Source organism: Ferrimonas marina (assembly GCF_900129905.1).
Lineage (GTDB): Bacteria > Pseudomonadota > Gammaproteobacteria > Enterobacterales > Shewanellaceae > Ferrimonas > Ferrimonas marina.
In genome coordinates, this window is record NZ_FQXG01000009.1 from 188,676 (window position 1) to 197,760 (window position 9,085).

Sequence of the window (9,085 nt, forward strand, 5' to 3'; positions counted from 1 at the left end):
GATTGTACCGTGTTTAGACTGACGTCTCAGCTATCTTTGCGAAGTCGGGTGACCGTCCCCGGAAGACGGAGCGCATATTAAGTCGAGCACTGAGGGGAGTCAACCAACTCCCGGGAAAAAAATCCCCTCCCTGGGTCCGTTTGGCTAGCGAGTGTGCAGAAGCGCAAGTTCTGGACAAAAACCCGACGAAATTTGTTGGTTATTTGTCAACGAAGAGCCGGCCTCAGCGAAGGCAATGGGCTGATTTACCGAACTTTGTTTGACTGTAATAAAGCTGTTTTGTTTTTGACATGGAGTCTTGACTTTTGGGAAGGCCAGAGCGGTGCGGCCTTACAGCCGTTATCCACTGTTTTTGTGGATAAGTGTGTTGATGAGACCCATATTTGGCCGTCAAAAGCCCGTCACACGGGGCTTTGAGACAGTCTGAACGAAAACTGTGCATAAGTGCAAAGTGCTTTAAAAACATATAGATAGCAGAAAGTCGTCAAACTATGCCGGTTTTTCATTGTTGTTGTGGCTGCGTTGTGCTGAGGTAAATTGGCTTGTGAATTAGTTTTTCAAACTGAGCGCAAGTTGGACATCCCAAGAAAAACGGAGCAGGGAGTGAAATCCAAACAAATCCACCAGTTGACCCAAGGCAATGTCCTAGATCATCTGCGCCGCATGACCTGGCCGTTGCTGATGGCGATGATCCTGCTCATGTCGTTTAATTTCATCGATGCCTACTTTGTCAGTTTGCTGGGCACCGAGGAGATGGCGGCCTTCTCATTTACCTTCCCGGTCACCTTCACCATCTTCAGCATGGTGATTGGGCTGGGGATCGGCACCTCGACGGCGGTGGCGACGGCCCAGGGCCAGGGGCGCAGTGAAGAGGCCCGTGGCATTGGCGGCATGGCGATCGTGCTCTCCACCGTACTGGTCTGTTTGCTCTGCATCCCGGTGTGGCTGTTCCATGACCCTCTGTTCCAATGGCTGGGGGCCGATGAATCCACCCGTCGATTGGCGGATGGCTACATGGCGGTGTGGTTGGCCGGGGCAGTCTTTGCCGCCTTTCCGTTGGTCGGTAACGCGGTGATGCGGGCCAATGGCAACACCCGGGGGCCCAGTATCGTGATGGCCGCCAGTGCGGCCATCAATGCGGCGCTGGACCCGCTGCTGATCTTCGGCTGGGGGCCGGTGCCGGCGATGGGCCTGGCGGGGGCGGCACTGGCGACCATCCTCGCCTATGCCATCTCCAGCGCCATCATCCTTTATATGCTGATCAAGCAGATGGACGCCATCGGCTGGTGCCGAAAGTGGCAGCAGCAACGCGAGGCGGCTAAAGGGATCCTGGGGGTAGCTGTGCCCGCTGCCGGGGCCAATATGCTTACCCCGATGGCGATGGCAGTGATGACGGCGATCGTTGCCCAGTACGGTGACGAAGCCGTCGCGGCCTTTGGCGTGGGCACCCGGTTGGAGTCCCTGGCCACCCTGGTGGTACTGACCCTGTCGATGAGCCTGCCACCGCTGATCAGCCAGAACGCCGCTGCCGGGCATATGGACCGGGTACGTTTGCTGTACCGTACGGTGATGCGCTTCACCCTGTTGTGGCAGGGCGGGGTCTACCTGGTGCTGCTGCTGTTGTCGCCGTGGATCGCCGGTGCCTTTGGTCAGGAGCCTGCGGTGGAGGAGACCATCATCCTGCTGGTGATGCTGCTGCCGCTGGGCTGGGGCGCCCAGGGGGTGACCATCCTCACCAACTCCAGCTTTAACGCCCTGCGTCGGCCCATGAGTGCCCTTAACCTTTCCTTCGTGCGCCTCTTTGTGACCTACCTTCCCTTGGCCTGGATCGGTGGTAAAATCGCTGGTTTACCCGGTGTTTTCGCCGGTTCGGTGATCGCCAACCTGATCACCGGACTGATCGCGTGGCGCTGGATGTGGTTTTTCCTCTGCCATACTCGGCAGGAGCAACAAGAGGCGCAGTAAGGCATGAGCCGTCCGTTTAAGATTCAGTCCCCCTTTCAGCCGGCGGGGGATCAGCCCACGGCGATCGCCCAACTGGTGGATGGCCTCGATTCGGGCCTGGCCCACCAGACCCTGTTGGGGGTGACCGGCTCAGGTAAGACCTTTACCGTGGCGAACGTGGTGCAACAACTGCAACGCCCCACCATCCTGCTGGCCCACAACAAGACCCTGGCGGCCCAGTTGTATGGCGAGATGAAGGAGTTCTTTCCGGACAACGCGGTGGAGTACTTCGTCTCCTACTACGACTACTACCAGCCTGAGGCCTATGTGCCCACCACCGACACCTTCATTGAGAAGGACGCCTCCATCAACGCCCACATCGAGCAGATGCGCCTGTCCGCGACCAAGGCACTGATGGAGCGCCGGGATGTGATCCTGGTGGCGTCGGTGTCCTCCATCTATGGCCTGGGGGATCCCAAGGCCTACATGGCGATGCTGTTGCACCTGCGTACTGGCGACATCATGAACCAGCGCGACATCCTTAAGCGCCTGGCGGAGCTGCAGTACAACCGCAACGACGCGGCGTTTGAGCGGGGCACCTTCCGGGTGCGTGGCGAGGTGATCGACATCTTTCCGGCGGACTCGGAGCGGGACGCGGTGCGAGTGGAGCTGTTTGACGAGGAGATCGAGCGGATCAGCCTGTTCGATCCGCTTACCGGTGCGGTGCAGCAAACGGTAGCGCGCTACACCGTGTACCCCAAGACCCACTATGTCACCCCGCGGGAAACCATCCTGGCGGCAATCGACGACATCAAGGCGGAGCTGAAGGTGCGCCACCAGCAGCTGCTGGACAACAACAAGTTGATCGAGGCACAGCGGATCAAGGAGCGCACCCAGTTCGACATCGAGATGATGCTGGAGCTGGGCTACTGCTCCGGCATTGAGAACTACTCCCGCTACCTGTCCGGGCGCGCCCCGGGGGAGCCGCCACCGACCCTGCTGGATTACCTGCCAGACGATGGTCTGTTGGTGATCGACGAATCCCACGTGATGGTGCCGCAGCTGGGGGCGATGTACAAAGGGGATCGCAGCCGCAAGGAAACCCTGGTGGAGTACGGCTTCCGCTTGCCCTCTGCCATGGACAATCGTCCACTAAAATTCGATGAATTTGAATCCATTGCACCGCAAACCGTGTTTGTTTCCGCCACTCCGGCCAAGTATGAGCTGGACAAGTCAGGAGGCGAGGTAGTGGAGCAGGTGGTGCGGCCCACCGGGCTACTCGATCCTGAGCTGGAGGTGCGGCCGGTGGCCACCCAGGTGGATGATCTGCTGTCGGAGATCCGGCTGCGGGTGAAGCGCCAGGAGCGGGTACTGGTGACCACCCTGACCAAGCGGATGGCGGAGGATCTCACCGAGTATCTCGAAGAGCATGGCCAGAAAGTGCGCTACCTGCACTCCGACATCGAGACGGTGGAGCGGATGGAGATCATCCGGGACCTGCGGCTGGGGGCGTTTGACGTGCTGGTGGGGATCAACCTGCTTCGGGAGGGGTTGGACATGCCGGAGGTCTCGCTGGTGGCGATCCTCGATGCCGACAAGGAGGGCTTCCTACGCTCGGATCGCTCGCTGATCCAGACCATTGGCCGGGCCGCCCGTAACGTTAACGGCAAGGCGATCCTGTACGGCGACAGAATCACCGGCTCCATGCAGCGGGCTATCGAGGAGACCGAGCGGCGCCGCTCCAAGCAGCAGGCCTTCAACGAAGCCAACGGCATCGTGCCCAAGGGGCTGAACAAGAGCATCTCCGATGTGATGGACCTGGGCGACGGCAAACGTCGCAGCGGTGAGGGCGAACGTAAGGTGGCTGCGCCGAAGCGCGATTACGTCATCGAGTCCCCGGAGCAGCTGGTCAAGCGCATCGCCAATCTGGAAAAGCAGATGTACCAACATGCGAAAGACTTGGAATTTGAACAAGCTGCAGCGGTAAGGGATGAGATTACTCTGCTACAGGAGCAATTGGTAGCGAGTTAAGCTGTGAACTGTAATCAAAATGGTGCATACTTTAACCATGCCGCAACATGCGACATGAGGGGGCACCATGATTCAGAATTGGTCAACACAGCGTTGGGTACTGACCGGACTTCTGGTTATCGCAGCAGGGGTCGCTAGCTACAATCAGATCCAACCTATCGAGAGCAGCTCGGCCATGAAGGTGGCTAAGATCCGCAACTCACTGACGGCGGCGACGGTGCCGCGGGTCGAGGGGTTGGCGTACTTTGGCACCGACAACATGCCTGCACCCACGGGTGAAGAGCGCATCCCAGCCGACATCAACGAGATGCTGCGTGACTTTCCCACCGCCGCTGGCGCCATCCAGGACCGGGTAATGCTGGAGCAGCAGTACCAGGCCGCCATGGGCGGGGATCGCGACCAGGCAATGAAGATGATGGCGGAGAGCTTTAAGAAGGGGCAGGGCAGCGGCAGCTACAAGCAGGATTAATCCCCAGTCACCCGGCGCAGCAGCCGGGCGCCGACAAACAGCAACAGGGCGCTGAGCACCCCCATAAGGTGCGACTCTACCGCGACCCGGGCATCAATCAGGGCGGCTATCGTTTCGGTGCCGCCCTGAGTGTTTTCATAACCGACCTTGAGCACCACCCCCAGCAACAGCAGGTAGCCACTGCGCCAGCCTTGGCGGATGTCTTGCAACGCCCCCCAGGTAAACAGGCCATGCAGCAGTGCACTTAAACCCACGTAGCGGTTGATGGCCGGCACCCACAATTCTATTCCCAGGCTGATTAGCGGCATCATCAACAGGCACAGCAGTAGCATCGGCAGGAAGCGATAGTGTGGCTGGTGCAGGGCGAAGATCACCGCCAGGCCACCCAGGTTCATAAGCAGGTGATGGCCATTGGTGTGCAGCAGATGACCGCTCCATAGCCGCCACCACTGATGCTGAGCCAACCCCTCCCGCGACCACACCAGGGCATCGTGCCACTGGGGCAGACACCAGAGCAGTAGCGACAGTGCGGCCAGCAGGGCCGGCAGGCCCCACTGATCGGCAGAGGGTCGGCCGAAGGGCTTAGTCAAGCTGGCACCTGTCACGCAGCTGCGCCTGGTAGTGGTCTTGTTGGCCCAGGTACTGGTTCAGGCCATTGGCACGCAACTGACAGGCGGGGCACTCGCCACAGCCGGCACCAATCACGCCGTTGTAGCAGGTCAGGGTGTGATCCCGCACCAGCGCCAGCGCATCGTAATGATCCGCCAGGGCCCAGGTCTCGGCCTTATCCAGCCACATCAGCGGGGTGCTCAGGGTCAGCGGTCGGTCCATCCCCAGCTCCAACGCCTGCTGCAGGGCCTGGACGAACTCGTTGCGGCAGTCCGGGTAGCCCGAGTAATCGGTCTCACAGACGCCGGTGATCACCGTGCTGGCGCCGATCTGGTAGGCGTAGATCCCCGCCAGGGTCAGAAACAGGATGTTGCGGCCGGGCACAAAGGTGTTGGGCAGGCCATTGTCCATCAGCTCGTTGGCCACCGGGATGCTGTCCCGGGTCAGGGCGCTGATGGCCAGCTCGCCCAGCAGGCCCACGTCCAGCACCTTGTGGGCTTTCACCCCCAGTTGCTTGGCCAGGGTCTGGGCCACGGCGATCTCCTCGCTGTGGCGCTGACCGTAGTCGAAGGTAATGGCGTGGACCTCGTCGAACTGTTTGAGGGCCTGCACCAGGCAGGTGGTGGAGTCCTGGCCGCCGGAGAACACCACCACGGCAACAGAGGGTTTGCTCATCACTTAGGCTCCTGCAGTTGGCCGGTCTGGCCGAAGGCGCGCAACGCGTCGCGGTAGGGCGCCACGTCGCCGATGCGCTCGGCCACCCACTGCTCATTGTAATAGCTGTCCAGGTAGCGCTCACCGGCATCGCACAGCAGGGTCACCAGGGAGCCAGACTCGCCACGGGCCTGCATCTCGCTGGCCAGCTGCAACACGCCGTAGAGGTTGGTGCCAGTACTGGCACCGACCCGACGACCCAGCAGGCCGCTGAGCCACTGCATGGTGGCGATGGAGGCGGGATCCGGGATACGGCGCATCTGGTCGACCACATCGGGGATGAAGGATGGCTCCACCCGGGGGCGGCCGATCCCTTCGATGCAGGAGGGGGCGTCGCTGACCAGGGCAGGGTCACGGCTGTGGAAGAAATCGAAGAACACCGAGTTGTCCGGATCCACCACGCACAGCTCGGTCTGCAGCTTCTGGTAACGCAGGTAACGGCCGATGGTGGCGGAGGTGCCGCCGGTGCCCGGGCTCATCACGATGTAGCGCGGTTGCGGGAAACGCTCCCGGGCCATCTGCTGGAAGATGGATTCGGCGATGTTGTTGTTACCGCGCCAGTCGGTGGCGCGCTCAGCGTAGGTAAACTGGTCCATGTAATGGCCGCCCAGCTCCTGGGCCAGACGGGCGCTTTCGGTGTAAATGTCGGCCGGTTCCACCAGGTGGCAGCGGCCGCCATAGAACTCGATCTGGTCGATCTTCTTCTGCGCGGTGGACTTGGGGATCACCGCGATAAAGGGCAGCCCCAGCAGGCGGGCAAAGTAGGCCTCGGAGATGGCGGTGGAGCCGGAGGAGGACTCAATCACCGGGGTGCCCTCCTTGATCCAGCCATTGCTCAGGGCATAAAGGAACAGCGAACGCGCCAGCCGGTGCTTGAGGCTGCCGGTGGGGTGGGTGCTTTCGTCTTTGAGGTAGATGTCGATCTGCGGCAGGCTTGGCAGGTCCAACTTGATCAGGTGGGTGTCGGCACTGCGTTGAAAGTCGGCTTCGATCTGGGAGATGGCCCAGTTGACCCAGGAACGTGGCATAGATTGTCCGTATAATGCGGCGTGTCAAACTGGCCAAATGGTAACGCAATGGACCCTAAGCTGTTAAGAGAACTGGCAAACGAAACCATGCCTTTCGGCAAGTATGCCGGACAACGATTGATGACCCTGCCCATCGCCTACCTGGTGTGGATGCAAAACAAGGGCTGGCCGGCAGGGCCGCTGGGGGAGAAGCTGGCGCTGGTGCTGGAGATCAAACACAACGGCCTGGGCTATCTGCTCAAGCCGTTGGTGGAGGAGGGCGGTACGACTCAGTGAGGGCGACGAGCCTGCAGGTAGCGGGCCTTACGGTGGGGCTTGAGCCGCTGTACGTCAATCAGCACCAGACCATCGATGCAGTCGTTAAACTCCGGATCGGTGCCGAAATCAACGAAGCCGACGCCCCCGGGCTCGCACAACTCACTGTACTGCTTGTACAGGGTGGGCACTGAGATCCCCATGCCGCTGAGGGTGGCTTTCAACTCGGTGAACTCTGTCTTGTAATCGAGCCCGGCAAAGGGGTTGTCGCCCTCCAACTCCTGGTCGAAGCGGTAGGGCAGACGGTGGCGGGCCAGCGCCTCATTAGGGTCTCGACCGAAATGGGCCTGGTAGAACGCCACGATCAGTGCCCGCGCCTGGGGCGGAAAGTCGGCGGAGAGCGAGACCGGGCCAAACAGGTAACGGTACTGGGGGTTGCGGGCCAGCACCGCACCAATGCCAAACCAGAGGTAATCCAGCGCCCGCTTGCCCCAATAGGCCGGTTGGACAAAGCTGCGTCCCAGCTCCAGTCCCTGCTCCAGGTAGGGCTGCATCCCGTCACCGTAATCAAACAGGCTGGCACTGTAGAGCCCCTCAATGCCTCGTTGTGCCTGGATCTGGCGGGCATCACCGAAGCGGTAGCTGCCTACGATCTCCAGCTGGCTGGGATCCCACAACACGATATGGCGGTAGTGGCGGTCGAAGCGGTCCAGATCCCGGCGATGACCGGTGCCCTCACCAACGGCGCGAAACGCCACCTCTCGTAACCGGCCTATCTCCTTGATCACGCAGCAATCGTCGCGATAGTCGTAGAGATAGATCCGCATGCCATCCGGGGTGATCCCCAGATCCTCGCACTGGGCCAGGGTTTGCTGCAGCGCCTTACGGGATTGCGGCGCGGCGATGGCGCTTTGGGTGGTGAGCAGTGGCCGACGTTTGCTGCCAAGCCGGTAGAGGTGGCGCTTGAAGCGCTGGATCTGTTTCTCCATCGGCTCATCGGTCTCGGCAAAGCTGCTCACCGGCACCAGCTCGCCCACGTGCATGGTGGCGTGCTTGTTGCGCTGGCCGAACATCTCCTGCACCAGCAGCAGGGTAGCCAACGGCTTATACACCATGGAGGTGAGGTAGAAGGCGCTGGAGCAGCGGGCAGCGATGCGGATCGGCAGGATGGGGGCTTTGGCTTCCCGGGCCAGGCGCAGGAAACCGGAGTGCCAGCGGGTATCTCGAACCCCCTGGGGTCGCAGCCGCGAGACCTCGCCGGAGGGGAACAGGATCACCGCCCCTTCCTGCTTCAGGTGCTGCTGGATTGCCTGGTACTGCTTACGCCCGGTGCGGCCGAACACGTTGACCGGGCAGAGCAAGGGCTCCAGTGGTGCCAGCTCGGACAGCACCGCGTTGGCCACCACTTTGACGTCGCCACGAAGGTCACTGACCATCTTCAGCAGGGCCAGGCCGTCCAGTGAGCCGATGGGGTGGTTGGCGATGATCACCAGCCGCCCGCTGGTGGGGATCCGCTCCTGCTGACGGGGGTCCACCCGGTAGCCGAAATCAAAGTAATCCAATACCCCCTCGACGAAGCTGATCCCCTTGAGATCAGGATGCTGGCGCTCAAACTGCTGGAACGCGCTCTCGCACAGCAGTTTTTTCAGCATCGGGGTGGCCAGCGGTCGCAGGGGCAGGTTGGGGAAGTGGCGGTCGAGCAATCGGTCTACGGTAATCATCCTGATTGAGCCAGTTAGGGTTCTCAGGCGCTACGGTAAAAGTGCGTTATGACAGACCGGTGGAGAGGTGATGACCGGCAGATGACAGCCAGAATCATCGCCAAGAACACAAACAAAAACGCCACCCCGAGGGGTGGCGTTGAGAAGATGGTGGAGAGGGCAGGATTCGAACCTGCGAAGGCAGTGCCAACAGATTTACAATCTGCTCCCTTTGGCCACTCGGGAACCTCTCCAAGTTTGGTAATCATAGTCGCCGTGGCGGGCACAGCGTCAAGAAAGATGGTGGAGGGAGGTGGATTCGAACCACCGAAGGC

8 protein-coding genes and 1 tRNA gene are annotated in these 9,085 nt (G+C 61.0%); 4 read left to right on the top strand and 5 right to left on the bottom strand.

Features of this window, described 5'->3' with window-relative positions; all coding sequences use genetic code 11:
• Window positions 1-603: 603 nt before the first annotated feature.
• The 3 genes from BUC04_RS20430 to BUC04_RS20440 all read left to right on the top strand — a co-directional run bounded on the left by BUC04_RS20430 (window position 604) and on the right by BUC04_RS20440 (window position 4,444).
• Entirely contained in the window at window positions 604-1,965 is a 1,362-nt protein-coding gene (locus tag BUC04_RS20430; RefSeq protein WP_067664689.1) for an MATE family efflux transporter, read from the top strand.
• 3 nt (window positions 1,966-1,968) lie between these two features.
• The gene (uvrB, locus tag BUC04_RS20435) at window positions 1,969-3,975 is read left to right on the top strand and encodes an excinuclease ABC subunit UvrB (RefSeq protein ID WP_067664687.1); all 2,007 of its coding nucleotides are present in this window, start codon (window positions 1,969-1,971) and stop codon (window positions 3,973-3,975) included.
• 67 nt (window positions 3,976-4,042) lie between these two features.
• Complete coding sequence (locus tag BUC04_RS20440; RefSeq protein WP_067664685.1) at window positions 4,043-4,444, top strand: hypothetical protein; 402 nt, start codon at window positions 4,043-4,045, stop codon at window positions 4,442-4,444.
• On the opposite strand, the gene rrtA is transcribed toward BUC04_RS20440, so the two are convergent.
• Genes rrtA through BUC04_RS20455 form a run of 3 tightly spaced genes read right to left on the bottom strand, consistent with a single transcriptional unit; the run spans window position 4,441 to window position 6,795 of the window.
• Window positions 4,441-5,034, bottom strand: coding sequence for a rhombosortase (rrtA, locus tag BUC04_RS20445; protein WP_067664683.1), 594 nt, complete (start codon window positions 5,032-5,034; stop codon window positions 4,441-4,443). The two genes, BUC04_RS20440 and rrtA, sit on opposite strands and share 4 nt — an antisense overlap.
• Window positions 5,027-5,728, bottom strand: a complete 702-nt coding sequence (gene queC / locus BUC04_RS20450; protein WP_067664681.1) for a 7-cyano-7-deazaguanine synthase QueC — start codon at window positions 5,726-5,728, stop codon at window positions 5,027-5,029. Before queC ends, rrtA begins: the two co-directional genes overlap by 8 nt.
• On the bottom strand, window positions 5,728-6,795 hold the full coding sequence (locus tag BUC04_RS20455; protein WP_067664679.1) for a PLP-dependent cysteine synthase family protein: 1,068 nt from the start codon (window positions 6,793-6,795) through the stop codon (window positions 5,728-5,730). Before BUC04_RS20455 ends, queC begins: the two co-directional genes overlap by 1 nt.
• Window positions 6,796-6,843: 48 nt before the next feature.
• On the opposite strand from BUC04_RS20455, the gene BUC04_RS20460 reads away from it, so the two are divergent.
• Entirely contained in the window at window positions 6,844-7,071 is a 228-nt protein-coding gene (locus BUC04_RS20460; RefSeq protein WP_067664677.1) for a DUF3820 family protein, read from the top strand.
• On the opposite strand, the gene BUC04_RS20465 is transcribed toward BUC04_RS20460, so the two are convergent.
• Both BUC04_RS20465 and BUC04_RS20470 read right to left on the bottom strand, forming a co-directional pair.
• Window positions 7,065-8,771, bottom strand: coding sequence for a bifunctional ornithine lipid synthase OlsF (locus BUC04_RS20465; RefSeq protein ID WP_067664675.1), 1,707 nt, complete (start codon window positions 8,769-8,771; stop codon window positions 7,065-7,067). The two genes, BUC04_RS20460 and BUC04_RS20465, sit on opposite strands and share 7 nt — an antisense overlap.
• Before the next feature lie 148 nt (window positions 8,772-8,919).
• Window positions 8,920-9,004, bottom strand: a tRNA-Tyr gene (locus tag BUC04_RS20470).
• Window positions 9,005-9,085 lie beyond the last annotated feature (81 nt).